At 67.4% G+C, this 23266-nt stretch carries 23 protein-coding genes and 2 pseudogenes; 8 read left to right on the plus strand and 17 right to left on the minus strand.

Annotation, left to right across the window (positions count from 1 at the left end):
- Positions 1-98 precede the first annotated feature (98 nt).
- Both ACVWZN_RS14825 and ACVWZN_RS14830 read left to right on the plus strand, forming a co-directional pair.
- A complete protein-coding gene (locus tag ACVWZN_RS14825) occupies positions 99-1211 on the plus strand; it encodes an alpha/beta fold hydrolase (RefSeq protein WP_456954480.1) in 1113 nt (370 codons plus the stop codon).
- 120 nt (positions 1212-1331) lie between these two features.
- Positions 1332-1682 carry a J domain-containing protein gene (locus ACVWZN_RS14830; RefSeq protein ID WP_456954481.1) on the plus strand — a complete coding sequence of 117 codons (351 nt, stop codon included), beginning with the start codon at positions 1332-1334 and terminating at the stop codon, positions 1680-1682.
- Positions 1683-1697: 15 nt separating this feature from the next.
- On the opposite strand, the pseudogene prpF reads toward ACVWZN_RS14830, so the two are convergent.
- The 4 genes and pseudogenes from prpF to acnD form a co-directional block, all read right to left on the minus strand.
- Positions 1698-2892: pseudogene (gene prpF / locus ACVWZN_RS14835) on the minus strand (2-methylaconitate cis-trans isomerase PrpF).
- 31 nt (positions 2893-2923) lie between these two features.
- Positions 2924-3382, minus strand: coding sequence for an SRPBCC family protein (locus ACVWZN_RS14840; RefSeq protein ID WP_456954482.1), 459 nt, complete (start codon positions 3380-3382; stop codon positions 2924-2926).
- A 26-nt stretch (positions 3383-3408) separates the two neighbouring features.
- Positions 3409-3948, minus strand: a complete 540-nt coding sequence (locus tag ACVWZN_RS14845) for a hypothetical protein (RefSeq protein ID WP_456954483.1) — start codon at positions 3946-3948, stop codon at positions 3409-3411.
- A gap of 3 nt (positions 3949-3951) precedes the next feature.
- Positions 3952-6565, minus strand: a pseudogene (acnD, locus tag ACVWZN_RS14850) (Fe/S-dependent 2-methylisocitrate dehydratase AcnD).
- Positions 6566-6794: 229 nt separating this feature from the next.
- On the opposite strand from acnD, the gene ACVWZN_RS14855 reads away from it, so the two are divergent.
- Positions 6795-8150 carry a hypothetical protein gene (locus tag ACVWZN_RS14855; RefSeq protein ID WP_456954484.1) on the plus strand — a complete coding sequence of 452 codons (1356 nt, stop codon included), beginning with the start codon at positions 6795-6797 and terminating at the stop codon, positions 8148-8150.
- On the opposite strand, the gene ACVWZN_RS14860 is transcribed toward ACVWZN_RS14855, so the two are convergent.
- Positions 8147-8650, minus strand: a complete 504-nt coding sequence (locus ACVWZN_RS14860; RefSeq protein WP_456954485.1) for a VOC family protein — start codon at positions 8648-8650, stop codon at positions 8147-8149. The genes ACVWZN_RS14855 and ACVWZN_RS14860 overlap by 4 nt on opposite strands.
- 159 nt (positions 8651-8809) lie before the next feature.
- Entirely contained in the window at positions 8810-9316 is a 507-nt protein-coding gene (locus tag ACVWZN_RS14865; protein ID WP_456954784.1) for a fasciclin domain-containing protein, read from the minus strand.
- Between the two features lie 300 nt (positions 9317-9616).
- Between ACVWZN_RS14865 and ACVWZN_RS14870 the strand changes: the two genes are divergently transcribed.
- Positions 9617-10210, plus strand: a complete 594-nt coding sequence (locus tag ACVWZN_RS14870; protein WP_456954486.1) for a hypothetical protein — start codon at positions 9617-9619, stop codon at positions 10208-10210.
- On the opposite strand, the gene ACVWZN_RS14875 is transcribed toward ACVWZN_RS14870, so the two are convergent.
- From ACVWZN_RS14875 to ACVWZN_RS14885, 3 genes are read right to left on the minus strand one after another with little or no spacing between them, the layout of a single operon-like run.
- Positions 10201-12063 carry an ABC transporter ATP-binding protein gene (locus ACVWZN_RS14875; protein WP_456954487.1) on the minus strand — a complete coding sequence of 621 codons (1863 nt, stop codon included), beginning with the start codon at positions 12061-12063 and terminating at the stop codon, positions 10201-10203. The genes ACVWZN_RS14870 and ACVWZN_RS14875 overlap by 10 nt on opposite strands.
- Positions 12064-12103: 40 nt before the next feature.
- Positions 12104-12616: a hypothetical protein gene (locus tag ACVWZN_RS14880; RefSeq protein WP_456954488.1), complete on the minus strand. Its 513-nt coding sequence runs from the start codon at positions 12614-12616 to the stop codon at positions 12104-12106.
- 42 nt (positions 12617-12658) lie between these two features.
- Complete coding sequence (locus ACVWZN_RS14885) at positions 12659-13456, minus strand: lytic transglycosylase domain-containing protein (RefSeq protein ID WP_456954489.1); 798 nt, start codon at positions 13454-13456, stop codon at positions 12659-12661.
- Between the two features lie 112 nt (positions 13457-13568).
- On the opposite strand from ACVWZN_RS14885, the gene ACVWZN_RS14890 reads away from it, so the two are divergent.
- Both ACVWZN_RS14890 and ACVWZN_RS14895 read left to right on the plus strand, forming a co-directional pair.
- Positions 13569-14843, plus strand: a complete 1275-nt coding sequence (locus tag ACVWZN_RS14890) for a hypothetical protein (RefSeq protein ID WP_456954490.1) — start codon at positions 13569-13571, stop codon at positions 14841-14843.
- A 66-nt stretch (positions 14844-14909) separates the two neighbouring features.
- Positions 14910-16250: an amidohydrolase family protein gene (locus tag ACVWZN_RS14895; RefSeq protein WP_456954491.1), complete on the plus strand. Its 1341-nt coding sequence runs from the start codon at positions 14910-14912 to the stop codon at positions 16248-16250.
- Positions 16251-16271: 21 nt separating this feature from the next.
- Here the strand turns inward: ACVWZN_RS14895 and ACVWZN_RS14900 are convergent, their stop codons facing one another.
- Complete coding sequence (locus ACVWZN_RS14900) at positions 16272-16520, minus strand: hypothetical protein (protein WP_456954492.1); 249 nt, start codon at positions 16518-16520, stop codon at positions 16272-16274.
- A 208-nt stretch (positions 16521-16728) separates the two neighbouring features.
- On the opposite strand from ACVWZN_RS14900, the gene ACVWZN_RS14905 reads away from it, so the two are divergent.
- Positions 16729-17124: an RcnB family protein gene (locus tag ACVWZN_RS14905; protein ID WP_456954493.1), complete on the plus strand. Its 396-nt coding sequence runs from the start codon at positions 16729-16731 to the stop codon at positions 17122-17124.
- Between the two features lie 72 nt (positions 17125-17196).
- Here ACVWZN_RS14905 and ACVWZN_RS14910 read toward each other — a convergent pair whose 3' ends face one another.
- The 6 genes from ACVWZN_RS14910 to ACVWZN_RS14935 all read right to left on the minus strand — a co-directional run bounded on the left by ACVWZN_RS14910 (position 17197) and on the right by ACVWZN_RS14935 (position 22107).
- A complete protein-coding gene (locus tag ACVWZN_RS14910; RefSeq protein WP_456954494.1) occupies positions 17197-17553 on the minus strand; it encodes a hypothetical protein in 357 nt (118 codons plus the stop codon).
- Positions 17554-17567: 14 nt separating this feature from the next.
- Positions 17568-18347 (minus strand): LytR/AlgR family response regulator transcription factor, encoded by a 780-nt coding sequence (locus ACVWZN_RS14915; protein ID WP_456954495.1) that lies wholly within the window; start codon positions 18345-18347, stop codon positions 17568-17570.
- A complete protein-coding gene (locus ACVWZN_RS14920; protein ID WP_456954496.1) occupies positions 18340-19593 on the minus strand; it encodes a sensor histidine kinase in 1254 nt (417 codons plus the stop codon). Before ACVWZN_RS14920 ends, ACVWZN_RS14915 begins: the two co-directional genes overlap by 8 nt.
- A 131-nt stretch (positions 19594-19724) precedes the next feature.
- Positions 19725-20261: an N-acetyltransferase family protein gene (locus ACVWZN_RS14925; RefSeq protein WP_456954497.1), complete on the minus strand. Its 537-nt coding sequence runs from the start codon at positions 20259-20261 to the stop codon at positions 19725-19727.
- 17 nt (positions 20262-20278) lie between these two features.
- The gene (locus ACVWZN_RS14930) at positions 20279-20581 is read right to left on the minus strand and encodes a hypothetical protein (RefSeq protein ID WP_456954498.1); all 303 of its coding nucleotides are present in this window, start codon (positions 20579-20581) and stop codon (positions 20279-20281) included.
- 215 nt (positions 20582-20796) lie between these two features.
- Positions 20797-22107: a PQQ-dependent sugar dehydrogenase gene (locus ACVWZN_RS14935; RefSeq protein ID WP_456954499.1), complete on the minus strand. Its 1311-nt coding sequence runs from the start codon at positions 22105-22107 to the stop codon at positions 20797-20799.
- Positions 22108-22236: 129 nt separating this feature from the next.
- Between ACVWZN_RS14935 and ACVWZN_RS14940 the strand changes: the two genes are divergently transcribed.
- Positions 22237-22515 (plus strand): type II toxin-antitoxin system HicB family antitoxin, encoded by a 279-nt coding sequence (locus tag ACVWZN_RS14940; RefSeq protein ID WP_456954500.1) that lies wholly within the window; start codon positions 22237-22239, stop codon positions 22513-22515.
- On the opposite strand, the gene ACVWZN_RS14945 is transcribed toward ACVWZN_RS14940, so the two are convergent.
- Positions 22516-23259 carry a helix-turn-helix transcriptional regulator gene (locus ACVWZN_RS14945; RefSeq protein ID WP_456954501.1) on the minus strand — a complete coding sequence of 248 codons (744 nt, stop codon included), beginning with the start codon at positions 23257-23259 and terminating at the stop codon, positions 22516-22518.
- Between the last annotated feature and the right edge of the window lie 7 nt (positions 23260-23266).

Below are 23266 nucleotides of genomic sequence, written 5' to 3' on the forward strand. Positions count from 1 at the left end.
TCGTGCCCCGCGGCAACGCATCGTCGACCCAGCGTTCGGCACAGCCAAGGACGCGCCAGTGCGGCTATCGTTATGGCAAATCTCCAGGGACATGCGTAATGACTCGTACGCTGCTCGTCTTCGCCAGCCTCGCCATTGCGACATCGGCCTTCGCACAGCAACCACCCGAAGACCGATACGCCCCGGCGCGCGAAGTCGTCGCCGACATCGGCCACATCGTCACGCCGCACGGTGTGCAGGACACGTTCGAGGTCACGCTCGGTGGCGCGCGGCAGGTGGTGAACGTGCGCGGTGCGGATCGCGACAATCCGATCCTGATCTACATCCACGGCGGGCCCGGCGCGGTGGAGATGCCGGTCGCGTGGTCGTTCCAGCGCCCGTGGGAAGACTTCTTCACCGTCGTGCAGTGGGACCAGCGCGGCGCGGGGCGGTCGTATCCGCTGAACGATCCGAACGCGCTCGCGTCCACGCTCAAGCCGGAGCGTTATCGCGACGATGCGATCGAACTGATCGACGAGCTGCGCAAGCGCTACGGCAAGCGCAAGGTGTTCGTGCTCGGCCACAGCTGGGGCTCGATCGTCGGGCTCAGCGTGGCGGTGAAGCGGCCGGACCTGCTGTATGCGTACATCGGCATGGGGCAGGTCATCGACTTCCGCGAGAACGAACGCCAAGGTTACGCATGGGCGCTGGAGCGCGCGCGTGCCGATGGCAATGCGGATGCGATCAAGGAACTCGAGGCGATCGCGCCGTATCCGGGCGACGGACCGTTCGACGTCGAGAAGACCGGCACCGAGCGCAAGTGGTCGATCCATTACGGTGGACTCGCCGCCGGCCGCGACAACGCCGACTTCTACTTCCACGCGCCTCGCCTGTCGCCCGAGTACACGCCGGCCGACATCAAGGCCTGGGACGAGGGCAGCGGTTTTACGATCACCACGATGTTTCCGAACCTCGCCGGCGTGACGTTCGCGAATGTGCATCGCGTCGACACACCGGTGGTGATGCTGCTCGGCCGGCAGGACTACACGACGCCCTCGTCGATCACCGCATCGTGGATGGACGCGCTGCAGGCGCCGTCCAAGCGCGTCGACTGGTTCGAGCACTCGGCGCACCTGCCGATGATCGAGGAGCCCGGCCGCGTGCTGAAGGCGCTGGTCGACGACGTGCGTCCGCTGGCCGGAGGCGATCTGCCGGCGTACGCACCGCGTTGAGCGGGCATCGGCGCGGGCACGACCGTTCGCCGGCTGCTGCCTGAATGCCGCCGGGCGGCGGTGCAGCGGCCATCACGCCGGGCGTATAAGACTCGCACTCCCGCCACTTCGACGACGCACGTGTCCACGCATTACGCCGCGCTCAATGTCGCCAACGACGCACCGATCGAGGTGATCCGCGCCGCGTATCGCGTGCTGGCGGCGCGCCATCATCCGGACCGTTGCGACGGTGATGACGACGCGCTGCGGCGCATGCAGGCCGTCACCCGGGCATGGCGCGTACTGTCGGATCCCGCATCGCGGAATCGCTACGACCGTGAGCTTCGCCGCGAATGGAAGCGGCGTGCTGCGGACGACGACGAGGTGATCACGCTTGCGCAGCCGCTTTACGCAGCGGCGGCACCGGTCACGCTGCGCCAGCGCGCAGCAGCAACGTATGCCGAGTTCGCAGGATTGGGACGCCGCCTGTAGGCGACGTCAGCGAGCTCAACCGGCGTAGGCCGGCTCGGCCGGTACGCGCACGGTGCCTTCCATCAGCACTCGCGCACTACGGCTCATGACCGCCTTGGTGACGATCCACTGGCCATCGACCTGCGACACCGCGGCGCCGACGCGCAACGTGCCCGACGGGTGCCCGAAGCGCACCACATCACGTGCGCCACCACCGGCGGCTTGGTTCACCAGTGTGCCGGGCACGGCCGCAGCGGTCGCGATCGCCACCGACGCCGTCCCCATCATCGCGTGATGCAGCTTGCCCATCGACATCGCACGTGCAAGTAGCGTCGACATCGCTACTGCGTACCGTCTTGCCGCTGGACGCCACGTAATCGTTCGGCGGCGCGACCCATGCCACCTTCGGCGTGTGCTGGCGCTTGGATGCATCGGCGACATCGGCGATCAGACCCATGCGCAGTGCGCCGTAGGCACGGATCGTTTCGAGCTTCGCAAGTAGTGCGCGGTCATCATTAACTGCCGACTGCAGTTCCGTGCCGTCGAAGCCGAGGTCCGCCGCGCGCATGAAGATGGTCGGGATGCCGGCGGTGATCATGGTGACGTCGAACGTACCGACGCCTGGTACGTCGAGCGTGTCAACGAGGTTGCCGGTCGGGAACATCGCGCCTGTATCGCCGTCGTCGGACGGGTCGACGAATTCCAGCGGGATTTCCGCGGCGGGGAACGTCACGCCGTCGAGTTCGAAGTCGCCGGTTTCCTGCACTTCGCCATTGGTGATCGGCACATGCGCGATGATGGTCTTGCCGATGTTGGCCTGCCAGATGCGCACGATGCAGTGGCCGTCGCGCGGAATGCGTGCGGCATCGATCAGCCCGTTGGCGATCGCGAACGGGCCGACGGCCGAAGACAGGTTGCCGCAGTTGCCACTCCAGTCGACGAAGGCGGTGTCGATCGACACCTGTCCATACAAATAGTCGACATCGTGATCCGGTACGTCGGACTTCGACAGGATCACGCACTTGCTGGTGCTCGACGTCGCGCCCCCCATGCCGTCGGTGTGCTTGCCGTACGGGTCGGGCGAGCCGATCACGCGCATCAGCAATGCATCGCGCGCCGCGCCGGGAACGCGCGCGGCGACGGGCAGATCGACGAGCCGGAAGAACACGCCCTTGCTGGTGCCGCCGCGCATGTAGGTGGCGGGAATGCGGAGTTGCGGGGCGTGCGTCATGTCGTGGACTCGATGAAGAAGTGGAAACGGATCAGGCGTCGGGAATGTTCGGCTCAACGAGTTTCGCGAGCTGCTCCAGCGATTCCTGCCAGCCGAGATAGCAGAACTCGACCGGAATCGCGGCGGGCAGGCCGCTCTGTTCGATCGACACATCGGTGCCGCACATCACCGGGCGCAGCACGACGGTGACGTGGATCGTGCCGGGCAGGCTCGGGTCGTCGAACCTGTCGGTGTAGCGGATCAACTGGTCGGGAACCAGTTCGAGGTATTCGCCGCCGAACGACTCGACCTTGCCCGTACCGAAGTTGGTGAACGACATGCGGAACGTGCCACCGACGCGCGCGTCCATCTGCTGCACTTCGGCAACAAAGCCGTAGGGTGGCAGCCATTTGGACATGGCGGCGGGTTCGAGGAACGCGCGATACACCTTCGACGGCGGCGCGCGCAGCACGCGATGGAGGCGGACGGTACCGGTGGTTTCAGTCGTCATGCGTGTGTCCTCGTAATGGCGGGAAATCAGAACGGCAATGCGGGTTGCGGGTCGATCGCGGGCACCAGCGTCCACGTGTCTAGCGTGCGATATCCGTAGGGATAGGTGACGACTTCGACCAGCTCGACGCTGTCGACGTTCCATTCGATCGGTTCGATTGACACCGAATCAAGCGATCCTGGTGCGCGATAGCTCAATGTGAGATGCGGTGCGTGACGTCCGCTCTTTTCGCCTTCGAGGTCGAGCGCTGCCTTTACGGTGCGCAACAGGCTGGAGAAGCCCGGGGACGCGGCCGACGGCTCGAGAAATGCCCGACCGCCCTTGAAGCGCACACAGTCGAAGCGAAGTACGAACGGGCTCGCCGCGATACGCGATCCGGCACGGCGATACACATCGAGCGAATCGCCGAGCAACAGGTCGGACAACGACTGGTGCCAGTTCTCCGGTGCGAATAGCCGGCTTCCGAGCCGATCAAGAACGCCGACACGTTCCAGCTCGGCCAGCACGGCGGCGCAGAACGCCACCGGTGGCCGAAGCATGAAGAACTTGTCCCCGGCGTTCGCCACCCGTCAGGCCGCGCTCGCGCCTTCCAGGAAGTCGTTCGCGAACCGCTGCAGCACGCCGCCCGCTTCGTAGATCGACACTTCCTCCGCCGTATCGAGTCGGCACTTCACCGGCACTTCCAGCGTGTTGCCGTCCTTGCGATGGATGACGAGCATCAACGTCGAGCCCGGCGTGCGGTCACCGGTGACGTCAAACGTTTCGGTGCCATCGATGCCCAGCGTCTTGCGATTGGTGCCCGCTTCGAACTCCAGCGGCAGCACGCCCATGCCGATCAGGTTGGTGCGGTGGATGCGCTCGAAGCCTTCGGCGGCGATCGCTTCGACGCCGGCAAGTCGCACGCCCTTCGCCGCCCAGTCGCGCGAGCTGCCCTGGCCGTAGTCGGCGCCGGCGATGATGATCAGCGGTTGGCGACGTTCCATGTAGGTCTCGATCGCTTCCCACATGCGAGTGACTGTGCCTTCCGGCTCGATGCGCGCGTACGAGCCCTGGCGCACGGCGCCGCTCTCGTCGACCACCATTTCGTTGAGCAACTTCGGGTTCGCGAACGTCGCGCGCTGCGCGGTGAGGTGGTCGCCGCGGTGCGTCGCGTACGAATTGAAGTCCTCTTCCGGCACGCCCATCTTCGCGAGGTATTCGCCGGCCGCGCTGTCGAGCATGATCGCGTTCGACGGCGACAAGTGATCCGTCGTGATGTTGTCGCCGAGCACTGCGAGCGGACGCATCGTGGTGAGCGAGCGTGCACCGGCCAGCGCGCCTTCCCAATACGGCGGGCGACGGATGTAGGTCGACATCGGGCGCCAGTCGTACAGCGCCTTCACCGGCGCGCCGTTCTCCACGCGCACGTTGAACATCGGGCCGTACACGCGACGGAACTGCTCCGGCTTCACGTGCTCGCGCACGATCGCATCGATCTCCTCGTCCGACGGCCACAGATCCTTCAGCGTGATCTCGTTGCCCGACGCATCGGTGCCCAGCACGTCCTTCTCGATGTCGAAGCGGATCGTGCCGGCGAGTGCATACGCAACAACGAGCGGCGGCGACGCCAGGAACGCCTGCTTCGCATACGGATGGATGCGGCCGTCGAAGTTGCGGTTGCCGCTGAGCACGGCGACGGCGTACAGATCGCGCTCAATGATTTCCTGCTGGATCTTCGGGTCGAGCGCACCGCTCATGCCGTTGCACGTGGTGCACGCGAACCCGACGATGCCGAAGCCGAGCTTCTCGAGTTCCGGCAGCAGGCCGGCTTCCTCGAGGTACAGCTGCACGGCTTTCGAGCCCGGCGCGAGCGATGTTTTGACCCACGGCTTGCGCACGAAGCCGAGCGCGTTCGCCTTCTTCGCGAGCAGTGCGGCAGCAATGACGTTGCGCGGGTTCGACGTGTTCGTGCAGCTGGTGATCGCGGCGATGATGACGGCGCCGTCGGGCATCAGGCCGGCGGCTTCCTGCGCGCGTGCGGCGTCGAGGTTGCCGGAGATGCCGCGCTCGGCGAGATCGCTCGTCGGCAGGCGACGATGCGGATTCGACGGCCCCGCCATGTTGCGCGTCACCGTCGACAGGTCGAACGTCAGCGTGCGCTCGTACTGCGCATCGACCAGCGCATCAGCCCACAGGCCCGCGGTCTTCGCGTAGTTCTCGACCAGCGCGACCTGCTGCTCTTCGCGGCCGGTCAGGCGCAGGTAGTCGAGCGTGTTGTCGTCGATGAAGAACATCGCCGCGGTCGCGCCGTATTCGGGCGCCATGTTGGAGATCGTCGCGCGGTCGCCGAGAGTGAGCGCAGCCGCGCCTTCACCGCGGAACTCGAGATACGCGCCGACGACCTTGGCCTGGCGCAGGAACTCGGTGAGCGCGAGCACGATGTCAGTGGCGGTGATGCCGGGCTGCGGACGACCGGTGAGCTCGACGCCGACGATCTCCGGCAGGCGCATCCACGACGCGCGGCCGAGCATCACGCTTTCGGCTTCGAGGCCACCGACGCCGACGGCGATCACGCCCAACGCATCGACATGCGGCGTGTGTGAATCGGTACCGACGCACGTATCCGGGAAACGCGACGCCGTCCTTGACGTAGATCACCGGCGACATCTTCTCCAGATTGATCTGATGCATGATCCCGTTGCCCGGTGGGATCACGTCGACGTTCTTGAACGCGTGCTTCGTCCACTCGATGAAGTGGAAACGATCCTCGTTGCGGCGCTCCTCGATCACACGGTTCTTGGTGAACGCATCGGGATCGAAACCGCCGCATTCGACGGCGAGCGAGTGGTCGACGATCAGCTGCGTCGGCACCACCGGATTGATCTGCGCCGGGTCGCCACCGCGTTCGGCGATCGCATCGCGCAAACCAGCGAGGTCGACCAGCGCGGTCTGGCCGAGGATGTCGTGGCAGACCACGCGCGCCGGGAACCACGGGAAGTCGAGGTCGCGACGCCGTTCGATGAACTGCTCGAGATACGCCGACAGCATCGACGGATCGGCGCGGCGCACGATGTTCTCGGCATGCACGCGCGACGTGTACGGCAGCGTCGCCCAGGCGCCGGGCTTGATCGCGTCGACCGCCTCGCGGGCGTCGAACCAGTGCAGCGGCGTGCCGGGAAGGGGCTTGCGGTAGGCGGTATTCATCGTGGCGTAGGCATCCTGGCTGCGCGGATGACCGCGCGCGGACCCGAGCGCGGCGGGCTCGCAGGCGGGCCGGGCGGTCGGGACGAGAGGCGCCGGAAAGGCTCTCGGCGTTGCGGCAATTATCCCGCAGATGAGGTCGTCGGGCTCGCCGTTGACTCACCTCGGGCCGGGCAGGATTCATGGCTGCGCGACGCCACTACGGCCGCTACGATGTGTCAGGGGGAACGTCATGACACACCGCTGGACGCGTCGCATCGCGGCGCTCGCATTCGCTTGCCTACCGCTGATGGCCGGCGCCGCGACGCCGTGGCCGCGCATGACCGGCGAGAGCCCGCTGCATCCCGATCTGTTACCGCCGGATCGCGTTGCAGCCATCGTCGCCGAAGCGCAGCGCGTGGCGGCCGTGCGCCATCCGGGCACGCCGGTCACGCCGCTGCCCGACGCGTGGGAGACGCTCGATCGCCAGACCCTGGCCGCATTGATCCGCATGCCGGTGTGGGCGCAGATCGAGAATCCGGTGCACGACGACACCCACGACAGCGCCGGCGTGCTGCTGGATCAGGCGGCGACGTGGGACCTGCTCGAATTCCGCCGGCCATCCGACGTCGCACGCCTGTGGGCGCACCTGTGGCCGGAGTCGGTGGAACGCCCGGTCGAGAACGATCGCCACTTCATCTTCGGCACCGGCTACATGCCCGATCCGACGTGGTCGGTGAGGTCGCGCGCGATGGCGTCGATCCTCGGTTGCTTGCCGAACGAAGCGTGGGAGCTCGATGCCGACGTGATGGTCGAGCGCAATCGGCGTCACTGGGCACAAAGTGATCGAGGCGACGATGCATTCCGCGGCTGCGTGGAGCGCACCGCGCGCTTTCTCGAAACCGACGAGGGCTACACGCCGCCGCACGATCCGCCGGGCATCGAAAACGCGGTGGTCGAGTTACTCAAGGATCGTTTCACCGCGGAGATCGCGGTCGACGGGTGCAGTCGCCCCGGTCCTGATGGTTGCCTGGTGCTGCTGGACGCTGTGCTTTCGCTCGACGGGAACGATCCGCGTCTGCCTGGTCTGTTCCGCAGGATCGAGCCCGGCTTCCAGCTGGACACGCCTATCGACGTGCCCGATATCACGCCGTCGAACGATGACGGCCCGTCCCCGAATGACGCGCGCCTCGAAGTTCCTGAGGGCGAAGCACTGCGTCGCATCGTGTATCTGCGACTGAAGACGCGACAGCTGCTGCGTCGCCCGGAGCACTGGCCTGCCGGCGAACTGGACCGCACGTTGGCGCAGGCCGCGCGTGCGGGCTTGGTTCTGAACGACGTGCGCTCGCGGATGTCACGCCAGCGCAACCGTGAGGTTTACGGCATCGACTACGACGCGTGGTTGCGCGACCTCGTCAAACCGGACGTTGCGCGACGTATCGCTGGGTCGCAGCGCGCGTTGGCCGTCGAGTTGGCGCGTGCAGCGCCGTGCCGTTACGCCGAGCAGGGACGCGACGAGTGGGACGTGTTTACCGGCACGGCCGATTTCTGGACCACGTACAACGCGCTTTCGAAGCAGTCCGGTACGACCTGCAACGCCGATCGCTAGGCCTCGCCGTCGTAGGCCGCCTGCAGCGGCGCGAGGTCGAGCTTGCGCATGGCCAGCATGGTGCGCATGACGCGCGCCGCACGGGACGGATCGGCGTCGGTCAGCCAGTCGGGCAGTTGAGCGGGCACCACTTGCCAGGACACGCCGAAGCGATCCTTTAGCCAGCCGCACTGCTGCGCCATCGGGTCGCCTCCCTGCGAGAGCGCGTCCCAGTAGTGGTCGATCTCGGCCTGCGAGTCGCAGCGCACGACGAAGGAGATCGATTCGTTGAAGCGGAACAGCGGGCCGCCGTTGAGCGCGGTGAAGCTCTGTCCGTCGAGATCGAATTCGACCGTGAGCACGCTGCCCTTCGGCCGGTTGGCGGCGCGTGCGGACGCGGCGTCGTAGCGCAGCACGCGGGTGACGCGAGAGTTCGGAAAGATGGCGGCGTACGCGGTCGCGGCGTCTTCGGCGGCGTCGGCAAACCAGAGGCAGGGCGTGATACGGCTGACGAGACCCATGCGGTCGTGCTCCTGACGGCCGGTGCAGTGTCGCATCCGGCTGTTAGGTCGTCGTTCGCTGCATGGGACAGCGGCCGCCGAAAAAGAACACGGGGACGGAGCGCGTGCTCCGTCCCGCGAGACCGCCGGCGACGAGGGGAAGCCGGCGGCGGAGCGCTGTTACGGCATCAGGACGGTGTCGACGACGTGGATCACGCCGTTCTTCTGCATCACGTCGGCGATGGTGACGTGCGAGGTGCCGCCCTTGGCGTCGGTCAGCACGATGCCGCCTGCGCCGTCGTCCTTCGCGGTGAGCTTCTCGCCCTGCACCGTGGTGAGCATGGCGCTGCCGTTGCCGGCGGCGATCTGCTGCTTGAGCGCGGCGGCGTCGAGCTTGCCGGACACCACGTGGTAGGTGAGCACCTTGGTGAGGTCGGCCTTCATGTTCGGCTTGAGCAGCGTGTCGACGGTGCCCTTGGGCAGCTTGTCGAACGCGGCGTTGGTCGGCGCGAACACGGTGAACGGGCCGGCGCCCTTCAGCGTGTCGACCAGGCCGGCGGCCTTGACCGCGGCGACGAGCGTGGTGTGGTCCTTCGAGTTGACGGCGTTGTCGACGATGTCCTTCTCGGCATACATCGGCGCGCCGCCGACCATCGGGTTCTGCATCGGCATGGCATTGGCGGACATATCGGCCGGCGCTGCGGCGGCAGGTGCGGTGTCGGCCGGCATGGCGGCGTTTTCGGCCGGCATCGGTGCGGCGGCGGTTTCGTCGGCGGGCTTGCTGCAGGCGGCGAGCGGCAGCGCGGCGATGAGGGCGAGGCTGAGGATGCGGTAATTCACGAGGCGCTCCTGGAAAAGGGGAAGGCGTGTCTAGCGGACACCTGGGCCTCTACGCGCCGAGACGGCGGCCGGATGCAGCCGGCCACAACATCCGTCGACGACCGCGGCCGCGCCCGCTAGGCTGGGGTCAACGGCACGGAGGCTCGGATGAACTGGCTCGAATTCATCGCGGCAATGACCCAGGCGCTGGCGTGGCCGATCGCGCTGATCGTCGTGTTCCTGCTGGTACGCCGGCAGTTGATCGCGCGGCTGCCCGACCTAGAGAGCTTGGAATGGAAGGACTTCCGCTTCCGCTTCGGCCGACGCGTGCACGAGCTCGCCACGCAGACGCGGCAGGCGCTGGTCGACACCGAAGCCGCGGGTGCAGCGCCCTTGGATGGCGAAAGCCATCGTCTGCAATTGGCGGAGATCTCGCCGCGCGCGGCCATTCTCGAAGCGTGGATCGAGCTCGAAGGCGCGGCCGCCGTCGCGCTCAAGCGTCGCGGCGCGAAGGTGACGCGTCAGGAACTGCAGCAACCGTCGCGACTGGCCGATGCGTTGATCACCAGCGGCCTGCTCGGTGCGAGCCAGGCCGGTCTGCTGTCGGAGTTGCGTCGACTGCGCAATGCCGCGGCGCATGCGGCTGATCCCAAGATCACCGCCGACACCGCACGCGAGTTCGTCGGCGTCGCTGGTGCGTTCGAGCGCCTGTTGCGCCTGCGCACGCCGGACGCAGTCGAGGCGGCGCCCGCTCAGCGGTAACCGGCGGCCTGCAGCTCGAACAGTTCCGCGTATCTACCGTGCTGCGCCATCAATTCGTCGTGCGTGCCCGAGGCTTCAACCTTGCCGCCACCGAGCACGAGGATGCGATCGGCCATGCGCACGCTCGAGAAGCGGTGCGAAATCAGGATCGCGGTGCGGCCTTCGCTCAGCTCCTTGAAGCGCTGGAACACTTCGAACTCCGCGCGTGCATCGAGCGCGGCCGTGGGTTCGTCGAGGATCATGACCTGCGCATCGCGCATGTAGGCGCGCGCGATCGCGATCTTCTGCCATTGACCGCCGGACAGATCCACGCCGGTATTGAATCGACGCCCGATCATCTGGTCGTACTGCAGCGGCAGCGCTTCGATGACTTCATCGGCGAGCGCACGGCGCGCGGCTTCGCGAATGCGCGTGTCGTCACCCATCGCATCGAGTCGGCCGACGCCGATGTTCTCGCGCGCGGTCAGGTGATAGCGCACGAAGTCCTGGAAGATCACGCCGACGTTGTTGCGCAGATCCTCGAGGTCGTAATCGCGCAGGTCGCGTCCGTCGAGCAGGATGCGGCCTTCGTCGGGGTCGTACAGGCGCGCGAGCAGCTTCACCAGCGTGGTCTTGCCGGCGCCGTTCTCGCCCACCAGCGCCAGCACTTCGCCCGCGCGCAGTTCGAACTCCAGCCCGCGCAATGCCCAGCGTTCCGCATCCGGATAGCGGAAGCCGACGTTCTCGAACACGAAGCCGCGATCGATCGGGCGCGGCACCGGTGAAGCGTCGGGCTTGGACGTGATTTCCGGCTGGATCTCGAAGAACGAGAACAGGTCGTCGAGATAAAGCGCCTGGCCCGCGACCTGCGAGAAACCGATCAGCAGGCCTTCCAGCAACTGGCGCAGGCGACGGAAGCTGCCGGCGAGGAACGTGAGGTCGCCGATCGTGAAATCGCCCTTGACCGTGCGCCAGATGATGTAGGCGTACGCGATGTAATAGCCGAGCGTGCCGAGCGCGGCGAGCACCGTGCCCCAGATCGCGCGACGCTGCGAAAGCGCGCGATTGGCGGCGTAGAACTTGTCGGCCAGCACGCGGAAGCGATCGATCAGGAAGCGGTGCAGCCCGAAGATCTTGATCTCCTTGGCCGTCTCCGCGCTCGCGCCGGTCTGGCGCAGGTATTCGAGCTGGCGACGCTCGGGCGTCCACTGGAAATTGAGCGAATAGCCGAGCGCGTTGAAGTGCGCTTCGCCGACGAAGGCGGGTACCAGCGCGATGCCGAGCAGCACGATCAGCCACGGCGCATACGCGATCAGGCCGATCGCGAAACTCACCACCGTGATCGTGTCCTGCGCCTGCCCGAACAACTGGCTGAGCAGGTTCATGCGGCCCATCGTCTGGCGGCGCGCGCGGTCGAGGCGATCCTGCAGGTCGGGGTCTTCGAAGTCCTCGAGGTCCAGCGTTGCCGCGTGTTCCATCAGGCGGATGCTGGTCGCGTTGGTGAAGAGCTCGGAGAGCAGGCCGTCGACGTAGCTCGCCGCGCGCGCCATCAGGTCCGACACCACGGCGAGTGCGAATTCGCCGATCACGAGCATCGCGAGCCGATGCAGCGCGCCTGTTGCCCATAGCGTCTGCAGGTCGGCACCGGGGCCGGCAACGGCGACGAGATGGATCGCCTCGTCGATGATCAGCTTGCCGATGTAGAGCAGCGCGACCGGCGTGAGCGCCTGCGTGAGGCGCAGCACGAGGCTGGCCAGCGTCAGCGAGCGGCTGGTTTCCCAGATCTGCCGCAGGAACGGGCGCAGGTTGCGCAGGGCATCGACGCGTTCGCGGAACGGCATCGACGCGCGACGGGGAGTGGTCGGCGACGGCATCGCGCCATTGTCGACAGGCGCCGTGAAGCGGGCGGCAGGTTCAGCCGAACAGGTGCACAGCGACGGCCGCGATCGCAAGGAACGCGAGCAGGCCGAGTGTCGGGGCGGCGATGCGCAGGTCCGCGCGCGAAGGCGTTGCGGCGGTCAGCAACGTGCCGGCGATCCATGCGTGCAGTGCGATCCACACGCCGTGTGCATCGGTGAGGAACACGATGATCCACACCAGCGCGGCGGGCACGAGCAGCAGCGGTGCAAGTGCGATCGGGCCGGCGCGCCACCACGTCGCACGGAACACCACCGCGCCGAGGCGCCAGCCCGTCGCGGTTCGCTCGGGCCATAAACGCGGAAGCTGCGGATGCGCGCCGAGCAGCAACGCGACGACGTAATGCGCGAGTTCGTGCGCGATCGTGCCGGGCAGTGCGAATGCCGCGTACAGCCACAGGCCGAAACGACGCGCGAAGCGCTGCAGCACGATCACCGCAGCCACCGCGCACCACGCCGTCAACGGCACGGAAGCGAGCGAGTCCTGCAGTGTGGGGATGTCGAGCGTCACCCGCGAAGTATGCGCATCGGGCGACGTCGCGAAGCAAACGCGTCAGTCCGCGGCGCGCAGGATGTCCTGTCCGCTCAGCGACTTCGGCGTCTTGCCGAGCGCGGCGCGATAACGCATGTACAGCGTTTCCACCTTCGCGAGGTACTGCTGCGTTTCGCGATACGGCGGCACGCCGCCATAGCGTGCAACCACACCGGAGCCCGCGTTGTACGCCGCGGCGACGAGGCGCAGGTCGCCGCGATAACGCGTCGCGAGCTGGCGGATCATGCGTGCGGCGGCATCGATGGACTGATCGGGCGACGTCGGGTCCGCGCCGAATTCGCGCGCGGTCTCCGGCATCAACTGCATTACGCCGACCGCGCCTTTCGGCGACACCGCGGCCGCATTGAAACCGCTCTCGGCATGTGCGATCGCACGCAGGTAAGCGTCGTCGACACCGGTCTTCTTCGACGCCGCCTTGAACTGTTTGGCGAAGCGATCGATCTGCGGCTTGCCGACCTGGCCAAGCCCCACGTGCGCAGGCTCGCCCGGCGGCGTTTCGACGGTGAACGACAGCACCTTGGTCGAGCCGGGCAGGTTGCGCGTGCTGTAGACCGTCTTGCCGTCCTGCTGGCGTTCGTAGAGGTTGCCCTTCACCACGCCGAGCGCGCCCCACAGGTTGGGGACTTTCACTGCGTCATCGGCGATGGTCTTCGCCTCGCACTTCGACCCGGGCTCCGGCGCGGTGGCGAGGCTGACCGTCGCATTGCGCACGCAGCGATACACGGTGCGCGCCTCGGCCTGCGGCGCGAGCAGCAGGGCGGGAAGCAGCAGGAGCAGGGCACGACGCATGGCGCGCATCGTAGGCGCCACGCATGAACGCCGGATGTGCCCGTGGTCAGGGGGCCTGATGGTGAGCGGCCGTGCGCGATACTGAGCCAGCAGCCGCGGCCGGGGAGGGCCCGTGCGATCCATGACGATTCGACACCTGATGCCGCTCGCATGCGCGGCGCTTCTGATGGCGTTCCAACCAGCGATGGCGGCCTCGCCCGCGCGCTTCAGCGGCGACAGCCCGGTGATCGTCGATGCGCTGCCGCCGGAGCGCGTCGCGGCGATCGTCGACGAAGCCTCGCACGCGCATGACGGCATCACCACGTGGGTCAAGCCCTTGCCCGCGCAGTGGAAGACACTCGACCGGGAATCGCTGCGCGCGCTGCTGCACATGCCGTCCTTCGCGGAGATTCCGCACGAGACGCGCGGCGTGCTGCTCAACCAGGCTGCCACGTGGGATCTGCTCGGTTGGCAGCGTCCATCGGACGCGGCGCGCCTCTGGGAGCGCGTATGGCCCCGCGGCGCAGGTGCGGATCCGGCGAACGCACCGAATGCATCCGATGGCATCGGCTACAGCCCCGACCCGACGTGGTCGACGCAGTCGCGCGCGATGTCGACGATGTTCTCCTGCTTCCCTCGCGACGTCTGGGCATCGAAAGGCGATCCGATGGTGGAAGCGCTGCGCACACCGGTCGCGTTCCAGTTCCAGAACTACATCGGCTGGGATGCCTTCGCACGCTGCGCACCCGAAGGCGCGTCCTTCGAGGAGACGCGCCCGACTGCGCCGGAGATCGTCGCGCTCAGGCGCTTCCTTGCAGACCGCCTCGCTGGCGAGCTGTACGTCGACGGCTGCACGCGAACGGGCCCGGAAAGCTGCCTCCTGCTCTTGCACGCATTGATGACGCTCGCGCCGCACGACGGGCGTTTGCCGTCGCTGGTCAAGCGACTCGAACCGCAGGTCCTCCGCGACACACCAGTCGCAGTGCCCGATGCCCGCCCGATCCACATCGACGATCCCGTCGATGCCAGCGTCGCGCAGATCGAAGCGGTGCGCGACGAAGCCGCGCGTCGTAGCGTGTTCCTTGCACACGAGATCCGGGTGATGGTCGATCGCCCCGCGGCGTGGCCGGCCGGTGCGCTGGATCGCGCGGTCGGGCAGGCCACCGACCTCGCCATCGTCCGTGCACGCATCCAGGCGTTGTACGGATGGCGATGGCAGAGCTTCGACCGCTATTACGACGATCCGTGGTCGCCGCTTGACGCGTCGACGCGCGAGCGCCTTGCCGCGGATCAACGTGCGCGCGGCGCCACGCTTGCGCGCGAAGCCGGGTGCAACGCCGTGACGTTGCAGGTCAACGCATTACCCGAGTTCGTCCATGCCGTGTACGCCGGTGTCGCCGCGCAGCACTGCAACTAGCCGCGGCACAGGCACGACACCGCCGCTTGTGCCTACACTCGGGCTTTCTGCCCGACAGGTCCTCGCATGAAGCTTCGTCTCGCGCCCTTGTCCGCCGGCCTGCTGTCCGCGGGCCTCCTCGTCACCGGCATGTTCGCCGCGTTCAACGGACGCGCGCAGGCGCCTGCTACAGGTGCAGCAGTCCGGCCCGTCGTGTTGAAGGCCGCGCATCTGTTCGACGGCCGCAGCGGGCGAATGGTCGAGCCGGGCATGCTGGTGGTGCAGGGCGAGCGCATCGTCGGCGTCGGCTCGAACGTCGCGGTGCCGGAAGGCGCGCGTGTGATCGACCTCGGCGACGCCACGCTGCTGCCGGGCTTCATCGACGCACATACGCACATCGCCGACGACCATGACGATGACTGGGCGGCCGGCATCTACAACGGGATGATGCGCTCGCCGGCGGAACAGGCTTTCCATGCGCAGCGCAATGCGAAGGTCACGCTGGATGCCGGCTTCACCACCATTCGCGTGCTCGGCGCCAGCGACTTCATCGACGTCGCCCTGCGCAATGCAATCAACGGCGGTTACGCGACGGGCCCGCGCATGATCGTCGCCGGCCATGCCATCGGTTCGACCGGCGGCCACTGCGACAGCGCGCCGTATCCGGTTTCGCGCGTCATTCCGTCGACGCCGATGGAAGGCGTGTGCAACGGCGCCGAGCAATGTCGCGAAGCCACGCGCCTGCAGATGAAGTACGGCGCGGACGTCATCAAGATCTGCGCGTCGGGCGGCGTACTCAGCGAATCCGATCCGGTCGACGTGCCGCAGCTCACGCCGGACGAACTCAAGGCGATCATCTCAGAAGCGCATAACTGGGGCCGCAAGGTCGCGGCGCATGCGCATGGCGATACCGCCGCGCGCCTCGCGATCGACGCCGGCGTCGACTCCATCGAGCACGGCAGCTTCCTCAAGCCTGAAACCCTGCAGCTGATGAAGCAGAAGGGTGTGTACCTGGTACCGACGCGCACCACGCTGCTGTGGACCGAATCCAAGCTCGCCGGTTATCCGCCCAAGATCGCCGGCAAGGCGCATGCGGCCTACACCTCGCACGAGGCGATGCTGCGCAACGCGATCCGCATCGGCACGCCGATCGCGCTGGGTACCGACGCCGCGGTATTCCCGCACGGCCTCAACGGCCGCGAGTTCGGTGACTACGTCGACGTGGGCATGTCGCCGGCCGCAGCGCTGATGACCAGCAGCATCGGCGCGGCCAAGCTTCTCGGTGTCGACAAGGACACCGGCACGCTGGAAACCGGCAAGTACGCCGATGTGGTCGCAGTGCCCGGCAACGTGCTCAACGATATCCGCGCGACCGAACACCCGTCCTTCGTCATGAAGAACGGGCAGGTGGTTCGCGGCGCGGAGTAACTCGGTGACGATCTCGCGCGGTCAGTCGCCGCGCGAGATGCCGAGCCGGTCGCGGTCGTCGTTGTGCTTGCGCGTGGCCAGCGAATCGTCGTGATCGGCGGTGCCGCGGCTGGAGCGGTCGCGCTGGTGGTCTTCCAGCGATTCGCCGCCATCGCGCGGGTCCATGTCGTGCAGGCGGTTCGCAGTGGTCTGGCCATCGCTGGGGCCGCTGTAGGGCTCGCGGCTTCCGCTGGCTTCGCCCTTGCGTGTGTCGTTCGATTGATTCGCCATCGTCGTTGCTCCCATTGGTCTAGCGACCTCGACGATTGCAGTGGCCTCGTAACCCATGCGCGAGCGCGGCGTCGTGCCAATGTTCAACCGACCGCGCATACACACCGCCCTCACGATGCTGAGCCCGCCGACGCGACATACGACGCGTTGCATGACCGGTTCAGGTGCAGGGCGCTAGCGTTCGCTGCAACCCATGAGGAGAACCACCATGACCTGTATCTCTCCGCTCGTGCTGATCGCTTCGCTGATGCTCGCTGGTCCCGCACTCGCCGATCCGGGTCATGGCAAGGGCCATGACAAGGGCCACGGCTCCGACAAGCATGAGCGCTACGAAGGCATCCGCATTGGCGAGCCGAATCCGCACGGCCCGATGCCGATGCATCACGACAACGGCCGCCACTTGGGCCAGTACAAGCAGTGGGCCCGTGGCGAACGCATGCCGGTGACGTACCTTGCGCCGCGTTACTACGTGCGCAACTACACGGTCTACCACCTCGCGCCGCCGCCGCGCGGCATGGTCTGGGTGCGCCCGTACGAGGATTCGCAGCAGGTCTACCTGGTGCAGGCCGCTACGGGCCTGATCCAGCGCATCCTCGGTATCTGATGCGAACGCGCTGACTGCAATGTTTGATCGAGCAGCCCCGCATCGCGGGGCTCTTCTTTTTGGCGAGACGGATCAGTTGCCGAGCGAGTCGCTGGCGCTGCACGCCGTACCGACGGTCGCGCCGCTCACGCACAACCGGAAGCTGTGCAGGCCGGTGACCTGTCGCGATTCGCCGGCTGCAACGTCATAACGACGCACTCGCGTCGTGCAGTCCTGTTCCGCCGTGCATCCGCTCGGCAGTACGAGGTAGTGACACGCGCCGCTTGCACTGCGCACGCAGTCGAAACGTGCGACGCCGTCCTGCACGCTGGCGCGACTGAACAACGCATCTGCACCGCTGCCGACGATGCGATGCACGACGGTATCGCGGCCACCGTTCCAACCCAGCAGCGACGCGACGAAAGCGAGCAGGGCGAAGAGCTTGTCCATGGCGATATCTCCAGTCAGGCCGGGCGGAACAGCGCCATGAACGGCGCGCTGACGCTGAGCGTTTCAGGGCGGCCGCGCAGGCGCAGCGTGCCGCGGCCGGTGTCGTCGCGGGTCACGCCGGCGACGGTTTTCAGGTTGACGACGGTCGAGCGGTGGATCTGCTTGAACGTGTTCGGATCGAGTCGTGCGAGCAGCTCACGCAGCGACGTGCGCAGCAGCGCTTCGCCGTCGGCGGTCACCACCGTCGTGTACTTGTGGTCGGCGCGGAAGTAGACGACCTCGTCGATCAGGATCAGTCGCGTTTCGCGGCCTTCGCTTGCCGTGAGCCAGGTCAGCGGTTCGGCGGAGCCCGCCTGGCGCGGCAGCACGGGGCCGAGTTTCGCCAGCAGCGCGATGAGCGCTTCATCGCGGTCCTGTCCGCGTCGCGACTGCAGGCGCTGCACGGTGGCGTCGAGGCGTTCGGCGGTCACCGGCTTGAGCAGGTAGTCGACCGCGCCGCGTTCGAACGCGGCGATCGCATGCTGGTCGTATGCGGTGACGAACACGATCTGCGTCTGCGGGCTGGCTTCCGTCGATGCCGCGGCGACTTCGAGTCCGGTGAGGCCGGGCATGCGGATGTCGAGGAAGGCGACATCCGGATGGTGTTCCGCGATCGCTTCGACCGCACTCGCGCCGTCCTCGCATTCGGCGACGATCTGCAACGTCGGCCACGCGGTCTTGAGTTGCGAGATCAGCGCCTCGCGCAGCAGCGTTTCGTCTTCCGCGACGACGCAGGTGGCGACCGGCTCAGCCATGACGCACCGCCTCGCGTTCGGCTGGCACGGTGAGCGTTGCGGCGACACCGGCGGGGAAGTTCGCGACGACTGCAAGCGATGCGGCACCGTCGTAAGCCAGCTTCAGGCGCTCGCGCACGTTCTTGAGGCCGATACCGGTACCACTGGTGCTGGTGCCGCCGAGGCCTTCGCCGTCGTCGGCGACGGTCACCGCGACATGGTCGTCGTTGCGACGCGCGCGGATCCAGACGGTGCCGCCGCCCGTACGTGGTTCCAGCCCGTGCTTGACCGCGTTTTCCACCAGCGTCTGCAGCATCATCGCGGGCAGCGGCGTGGTGCGCAGCGTTTGCGGCACGTCGATCTGCACGTCCAGGCGATTGCCCATGCGCACTTTCATGATTTCGAGATAGGCCAGCGCGCGTTCGAGTTCGGCGCCCAGCGTCGACGGCGTGTCTTCGGCGCGCGGCAGCGAATGGCGCAGGTACTGGATGAGGTGGCCGAGCATTTCCTCGGCACGCACGGGATCGCTTCGCGTCAGCAACTGCGCGCTGGCCAGCGTGTTGTAGAGGAAGTGCGGCTCGACCTGCGCATGCAGCAGGTTGAGCTTGGCGACGGTCAGCTCCTTCTCCGTCGCAGTGCGCACGGCAGCCATCTGCTCACCGCGACGCATGTCGGCGACGCGACGCGTGATCGCACGGGTGATCGCTTCGGCGTTCTCGAGGTTGGTGCCGTCATCGACGAGGAACCAGTCGCTCCACGCGCCGATCTGCGGTTCGCAGACGAAGGTGACGCTGCCGGTGTCGTGCGTCGGCGTCACCGTCGCGAGGATCTGGTTGTGCTGCGAGCCGAACGCCGTCAGCGGATTCCACCGTTCCAGAACGGTCTGCCCGTAAGTGTCGGGGCGACGCACATGCGCGCGGATCTGCAGGCTATCGCGCGTGCTCGACACAGTCAGGATGCCGGGAAGCTCACGCACCGCGGCGTCGAGCAGATCGAAGGCCTGGCCGGCTTCGAACGGAATCTCGACCTGACGACGATGACGATTGCCGAGCGCGCCTTCGCGGATGTGGCCGGCGATCAACCGCACGCGCCGCAGATGCGAGAACGCACCGGCAACGACGAAGGCCATCACGGTCATGCCGATCGCCACCATCGGGAACTCCCAACGCCCGATCAGCGGGATGCCGGAATACAGGCCCGTGCAGAGCGCCATGACGAGCGCCCAGGCGATGGTGATGCGCAGAACGAAGGCGATGCTCTTGAACACGGGGTCGGTCCGATCAGGCGTTGCGGCGAGCATAGTGAGGCCGATCGACGCGTCGACGGCCGTGCGACGAAGCACGGAATCGGCGGAACGAACCCTTCGATGGCCGCATCGGACCTGCGGCGATGGCGGACTCAGGCGGCGTCGATGCGCCGCTGCATGATCCAGTCGACCAGCGGATCGTCGCCCACGGGGAAGTGCGCCGTACCGACGATGCGGAAGCCCGCGCGCCGGTAGAACGCGATCGGCCCCGGCGCCTGCTGCCAGACGCTGAGCCAGATGCCGTCGGCGCCGCCATCGCGTGCGCTGTCGAGCGCGGTGTCGAGCAGGCGAACGCCGAGCCCGCGACCGATCGCCGCCTCGGCGAGATAGATGCGATGCAGCTGCGCCGGGCGTTCGAGGTCGACGATCGCCGGCGGGCTCGACGGCAGGCGCACCTGCAGGAAACCGAGCCACTCGTCGCCGTCCTCGGCGATCCAGGTGACATGCGTGGGATCAACGAGCTCGGCAGCCTGCTGCGCGGCGACGAAGGCATGGTCGAGATAGGTGTCGACGTTGGCCGGCGTGCTGCAGTCGGCGTAGGCCTCGAGGAACAGCTGTCGCATGAACGACGCGAGCCGCGCGGCTTCGTGCGGCGCGGCTCGGCGGATGGCGACGGGCGGAGCCGTCATATGGGGCGACGCCGGGATCAGGCGGCGCGCACTTCGCTGTCGATGTCGTCGGCTGGTTGCACGCCGTACGCCGGGTCGCTGCGATCTTCCGGACGCGCGGTCAGGCTGCGCACGCCCACCACGCGGCCTTCGCGCGAAATCATCGCGTAGCCCTTCTGGTCGTGCGCCACGAACACCGCGGACGACTCGCCGCGTACGAACAGCAGGCGCCAGCCCAGGTATTCCAGCCAGCTCAGTTTCGCGCGCTGCGCGAGCGGGAGCCGGCGTCGAACTTCGAGGCCCGGGACCGGGCGGCAACGTCGACGGTCGTAAATGAGCATGGCGGCTCCCTGCGCGGAGACGTAACGGTAGGTGGGGGATGTTTCGGCCACGTGAAGTCGGCCGTAGCGTTTATGCCAGACGGCCGGTTGCCGCGCACGCGCTTGCCGGCGACCGGCGGGCGCGGTGCTTCGGCGGTTACTGGCGGCGGATAGACGGTCGTCGCGGGCCCGCGCGAACGTCGGGTCGTGCTGCGGTTGCAACGCGCGTGCGCGGATCAGTGCGCGGCGGGTGCGACCCGCCAGATCACGTTGCCCACGTCGTCGGCCACGAGCAGCGCACCATCCTTGGCGATGGCGACGCCAGCCGGGCGGCCCTCCGCGTCGCCGTGTGCATCGACGAACCCGGTCAGCAGGTCGCGCGGCATACCGGCCGGGTGTCCATCCGCGAAGGGCACGAACGCGACGCGGTAGCCCGACAGCGGCGTGCGGTTCCACGAGCCGTGCATGCCGACGAAAGCGCCGTCGCCTAACACGGGCTGCAGCGTCGTCGATGTGTTGAACGCAAGACCCAGTGGCGCGACGTGGTTGCCGAGCCCGTAGTCCGGCACGCGCGCCGCGGCGACGCGCTCGGGGTTCTGCGGCGACACGCGCGGATCCGGATGCGCGCCCCAGTAGCTGTACGGCCAGCCGTAGAACGCGCCGCGCTCGACATGCGTGAGGTAGTCGGGCACTAGCTCGCCGCCGAGTTCGTCGCGTTCGTTGACCACCGCCCACAGCGTCGACGTGCCCGGCTGCCACGCGAGCCCGACCGGGTTGCGCAGGCCGTCCGCGAACACGACGGTCGTGCGCGCCTGCGGATCGATTTCGAGGATCGCCGCACGCGATGCTTCGACCGCCATCCCGTTCTCGCCCGCATTGCTGTTCGAACCGACACCCACGTAGAGCCGCGTTCCGTCCGCCGACGCGACCAGGCTCTTGGTCCAATGGTGGTTGAACTTGCCGGTGGCGCCGGGCAACGACACGACGGTTTCCGGCGTCGTGTCGATATGCGTCGCGCCATCCGTGTAACGCACGCGCACCAGCGCATCGGTGTTCGCGACATACAACGTGTCGCCGACCAGCGCCATGCCGAACGGCGAATACAGGCCGGTCATGAAGTCGCTGCGCATCTCCGCGATGCCGTCGCCGTCGGCGTCGCGCAACAGCACGATGCGATCGGGGCTCGGCACGCCGGCGCCGGCGCGCGCCATCACCAGCTTCATCGCCCAACCCTTGAGGCCGCGGATGCCGCTCTTGCCCGGCGGTGCATTGCTTTCTGCGACGAGCACGTCGCCATTGGGCAGCACGTAGAGCCAGCGCGGGTGGTCGAGCTGCGTCGCGAAAGGCACGACGGCGAGGCCCGGTGCGGGTGTGGGCATCACGCCGGCCGGCCAGCGCACCGCGGGCGCGATGTCGACGTGCGGAATCAGCGCGTGTTGCGGCGTGGGCAACGTGGGATACGGCCCGACGCCCTCGTACTGCGGCGCGGCGATGGCGATACCGCAGGACGCCGCGAGCGCGATTGCAACGAGTCGACGCAACGTCATGGCGGGGCGCTCCGAAGGCTGACGACAGCCTCACGTCGCGCATGTCGCGGTGTCGCGAACACGGTTTTGCGACCGCCGTCCGTCGTGTCGTCACAGCCGCTTCGCGATGGCCGCCGGATAGTGCGGCCCATGCAATATTTCGCCTTCGTCGAACGTGACGCGAACCGCCACTACTCGATCACGCTGCCCGACTTTCCCGGCTGCGTGACCGAGGCCAACAGCCTCGGCGCGATTACCGATGCGGCGCAGAAGGCCGTGTCGGTACACCTCGCGAGTTGCGTGACTCCGCTCGGCAAGCCGATGCGCGCGGAGATGCTGCCGCCGTCGTTCGAAACCCGCGAAGGCTATTGGATGCTGGTCGACATGGCCCCGGTGATCGCGTCGTATCCACCCGGCGTAGGCTGGTAATCAGGCCGGAACGTTTTCGCGCGACGCACGCGCCGCGGCGGCCGCAGCCAGCTCGGGACGCTCACGTACTTCGCGCAACAACGCATTGAGATCGCGCGACGGATTTTCGTCCGCGATTTCGCCGGTCGCGCTCATCGTCACGATGCGGTTGAGCCGGAACTGACGGAACGCGGCGCGCAATCGGCACCAGGCGCCGAGCGTCCACGAACCACCCCAGAACACGATGCACAGCGGCTCGACTTCGCGCGCGCTGGCGTCGCCGTTTTCGTTGCGATAGTCCAGGCGCAGCACGCGGCGTGCGCCGATCGCGTCGTTGAGCGTGTCGAGTAATGCGCCGAACTCCCGCGTGGACTCACCGCGGCAATCGGGCGCGAGGATCGCCGTGCGGTCGCCGAATGCGCGTATGCGGTCGGGAATCGCGGCTTCGATCTTCACCATCGCCCGTGCCGCGCTTTCGCTGATGCGGTTGCCGGCGAATGCACGGGCGAAGCGGATGCCGACGACGAGCGCTTCGATCTCGCCTTCGTCGAACATCAGCGGCGGAATGTCCGCGCCATGACGCAACACGTAGCCGACGCCGGCCTCGCCTTCGATCGGGACGCCGGACCGCTGCAGGTCGGCAACGTCGCGATACACGGTGCGCAGCGAGACGCCGAGTGTTTCGGCGAGATCGCGCGCCAGCACGGCGCGGCGTCGGCCGCGCATGGCGTTCACCAGCAGGAAGAGGCGGTCGGCGCGGCGCATCGCGGGA

This window comes from Lysobacter sp. HA35 (genome assembly GCF_054061195.1).

Bases quoted from the DNA above. Each gene is read 5' to 3' on its own strand.
- ACVWZN_RS14825 (WP_456954480.1), top strand. From the start codon at position 99: ATGACTCGTACGCTGCTCGTCTTCGCCAGCCTCGCCATTGCGACATCG.
- ACVWZN_RS14840 (WP_456954482.1), bottom strand. From the start codon at position 3,382: ATGACGACTGAAACCACCGGTACCGTCCGCCTCCATCGCGTGCTGCGC.
- ACVWZN_RS14855 (WP_456954484.1), top strand. From the start codon at position 6,795: ATGACACACCGCTGGACGCGTCGCATCGCGGCGCTCGCATTCGCTTGC.
- ACVWZN_RS14860 (WP_456954485.1), bottom strand. From the start codon at position 8,650: ATGGGTCTCGTCAGCCGTATCACGCCCTGCCTCTGGTTTGCCGACGCC.
- ACVWZN_RS14865 (WP_456954784.1), bottom strand. From the start codon at position 9,316: ATGTCCGCCAATGCCATGCCGATGCAGAACCCGATGGTCGGCGGCGCG.
- ACVWZN_RS14870 (WP_456954486.1), top strand. From the start codon at position 9,617: ATGAACTGGCTCGAATTCATCGCGGCAATGACCCAGGCGCTGGCGTGG.
- ACVWZN_RS14875 (WP_456954487.1), bottom strand. From the start codon at position 12,063: ATGCCGTCGCCGACCACTCCCCGTCGCGCGTCGATGCCGTTCCGCGAA.
- ACVWZN_RS14885 (WP_456954489.1), bottom strand. From the start codon at position 13,456: ATGCGCGCCATGCGTCGTGCCCTGCTCCTGCTGCTTCCCGCCCTGCTG.
- ACVWZN_RS14890 (WP_456954490.1), top strand. From the start codon at position 13,569: ATGACGATTCGACACCTGATGCCGCTCGCATGCGCGGCGCTTCTGATG.
- ACVWZN_RS14895 (WP_456954491.1), top strand. From the start codon at position 14,910: ATGAAGCTTCGTCTCGCGCCCTTGTCCGCCGGCCTGCTGTCCGCGGGC.
- ACVWZN_RS14900 (WP_456954492.1), bottom strand. From the start codon at position 16,520: ATGGCGAATCAATCGAACGACACACGCAAGGGCGAAGCCAGCGGAAGC.
- ACVWZN_RS14905 (WP_456954493.1), top strand. From the start codon at position 16,729: ATGACCTGTATCTCTCCGCTCGTGCTGATCGCTTCGCTGATGCTCGCT.
- ACVWZN_RS14910 (WP_456954494.1), bottom strand. From the start codon at position 17,553: ATGGACAAGCTCTTCGCCCTGCTCGCTTTCGTCGCGTCGCTGCTGGGT.
- ACVWZN_RS14915 (WP_456954495.1), bottom strand. From the start codon at position 18,347: ATGGCTGAGCCGGTCGCCACCTGCGTCGTCGCGGAAGACGAAACGCTG.
- ACVWZN_RS14925 (WP_456954497.1), bottom strand. From the start codon at position 20,261: ATGACGGCTCCGCCCGTCGCCATCCGCCGAGCCGCGCCGCACGAAGCC.
- ACVWZN_RS14930 (WP_456954498.1), bottom strand. From the start codon at position 20,581: ATGCTCATTTACGACCGTCGACGTTGCCGCCCGGTCCCGGGCCTCGAA.
- ACVWZN_RS14935 (WP_456954499.1), bottom strand. From the start codon at position 22,107: ATGACGTTGCGTCGACTCGTTGCAATCGCGCTCGCGGCGTCCTGCGGT.
- ACVWZN_RS14940 (WP_456954500.1), top strand. From the start codon at position 22,237: ATGCAATATTTCGCCTTCGTCGAACGTGACGCGAACCGCCACTACTCG.
- ACVWZN_RS14945 (WP_456954501.1), bottom strand. From the start codon at position 23,259: ATGCGCCGCGCCGACCGCCTCTTCCTGCTGGTGAACGCCATGCGCGGC.